The organism is Mesorhizobium sp. M2A.F.Ca.ET.039.01.1.1, assembly GCF_003998035.1.
Classification (GTDB): domain Bacteria; phylum Pseudomonadota; class Alphaproteobacteria; order Rhizobiales; family Rhizobiaceae; genus Mesorhizobium.
Genome location: NZ_RZRY01000893.1, coordinates 1 through 2,179 on the forward strand (window position 1 = coordinate 1; position 2,179 = coordinate 2,179).

Annotated in this window: 2 protein-coding genes and 1 pseudogene; all 3 read right to left on the reverse strand. The window is 59.1% G+C overall.

Annotated features, from left to right (window positions below):
• The coding region (locus EOA24_RS35200) for a DNA cytosine methyltransferase (protein ID WP_133374795.1) at positions 1 to 289 on the reverse strand (289 nt) is incomplete at its 3' end.
• A 339-nt stretch (positions 290 to 628) separates the two neighbouring features.
• Positions 629 to 1,060 (reverse strand): DNA mismatch endonuclease Vsr, encoded by a 432-nt coding sequence (vsr, locus tag EOA24_RS35205; RefSeq protein WP_127410664.1) that lies wholly within the window; start codon positions 1,058 to 1,060, stop codon positions 629 to 631.
• Positions 1,061 to 1,064: 4 nt separating this feature from the next.
• Positions 1,065 to 2,179, reverse strand: a pseudogene (locus EOA24_RS35210) (ATP-binding protein); the annotation flags it as partial.

Genomic DNA, 2,179 nt, shown 5'->3' on the forward strand with positions numbered 1-2,179 from the left:
TGCTGAAGCCCTGGCAAGGCGGGCCGCCGGCAACTAGGTCGACCTTGCCGTGCAGCGAGGCAAGGTCCTCCACATGTCGCGCAAGAAGGTCCTGCGCATACCAAGACCGCTTTTCAAGCCAGGTTGGCCAACGATGCCTCCCCCCCAGCATGTCGAGCAGGTTATGCCGATACGTAGAAAACGCATCGGCATGCGCCTCGACACCGAACAGGGTCGAGAACCCTGCCGCGCCTAAGCCCAGAGACAACCCCCCACAACCAGCAAAGAGATCAACGCATGTCGGCATCATACAATCGATATCGCGAAGGTCCCGCGATGTCCAGGACAGCGCATGCTATGGCCTGCCTGCGGTGTGTCTCATACTAGTTAGTGCCCGTCCATAAACGGTTAACTGCTGAAATTATTGGAGGAATCGCATAATCGTGGGAAAAAGCCCGGCGGCTTCACACTACACGACAATCCGAGGAGGGGATCGATTTCGAGACGTCCGGTGGCGCGGCCGCTTAGCCAACTTTTGAAGAACTTATTTCTGGCATGACATCATAGCCTCTCATCAAGTGTCGCGTGGGCCAAAGCGGTAAATGCATCGCAATCCACATCCGGACACGGGTCACCTACGCTACCTTGGCTAGGCAGCGCCGATCCGGCGAACTCTGCCCGCGATCTCGCAAGCGTACGCAGCCGCCTTCGCCGGCGAGTCAAGTTCGCATTCCCAGGCAACAATCACTCGCCATCCAGCACCTTCGAGCTCTTCGATCACCCTGGAATCGCGGGCAACGTTTCGATCGAATTTTTCGAGCCAGAACTCGGTGTTGGACTTGGGGGTTGTGGCCACCTTACAACCGGCATGCCGATGCCAGAAGCAGCCATGGACGAAGACGGCCATCTTGTATTTTGGCAGGACGATGTCGGGCCTTCCAGGCAAGTGCCGTCCATGCAGTCGAAAGCGGAACCCGAGCCGATGGAGGGCCAGGCGGAGGAGTACCTCAGGCTTCGTATTGCCTGAGCGGATGCGAGACATCCGCTCAGATCGCTGAGCCGGGGTCAGGGTGTCGACCACGGCACTATCCTTTGCCAGACTCTCGGCGCGCCTCCAGCTCGAAGAATGGGAGCCCGCGGACAAACTCGCCCGGCAGGTCGAACGACTTGTAAAGGCATTGATGGACTTGCAGCGACTTGACCCGTTCCGCCATTTCCGCTGCCCCGCCGGTAAGCCCCAAGGCCGATAACTCAGCCGGCGTAACATTTGGGACTTTGTGGATGAACCAACTCAGCAACGGCTCCCGGTAGTCGGTTGCATTCACCTTGAAGTGGCGCAAATACTGAGACGCTAGGATGACGCCGGTCCCAAACTCGCGACCTTGAAGCAGCAGCTTGCGGAGCACATCGAACTCATAGCGCATTATGTTGTCGGCTTCGTCTACGAGGAGATAGGAATCGATTGCGCGAAGCTGTGGACCGCCTCCCAGGTATGGCCTCTTGGGCGTGCTCAACATGTTCTCGTAGAACATATTGAGCATGACCGCGACGAGCATGTTCTTGCTCCGATCATCTTGGCCGAGGGCGTCGAGCGAGATGACCACCACGCCGTCGAGAAATTGGCCGAATGACTGGGTGTCGCTGGTTCTGGAGGCGAAGACCTCCATGTCGACTAGGTCGTCGATGATCGCCATCGGCGAGTCTGACTTGCCGTCGAGCAGTTCGCCATAGGCAGCATGGACATCGTACAGTGTCGGCTGCTGGCCAGGCAGGCAAGCGTCGTAGGCCGCACGCACCGCCCGTTTCAGCTTGTCCCGTTGCACTGGCCCGATGCCCGAGTAGATCTTGTCGAGGACATCGGCGAAGAAACGGAAGCGGTCCAGCCAAGGCGCCGCAGCCTCGCCTATCGAGCTGGTGTCGAACAGGTTCAGTGGCAGCCGATAGGGCTTGACCACGCGCGCGCCCGTCGCCTCGACGAAATCGGGGCTGCTATAGTCCCGCTTGTAGTCGAAGATGAGAAAGCGCGGCCGAATGCCCCGGTTGGACACTGCCGAGCTCGAGATCTGCAGGATTAGCGACTTTAGCAGCTGTGTCTTGCCTGTGCCGAGGTCACCCACCACGCCCATGTTGAGCTGGTTCAGTCGCGTGTCGGAAATGTTGAGCGCGACTTCGCCGGGACGGAAGCTGTCCATGGTCGTCC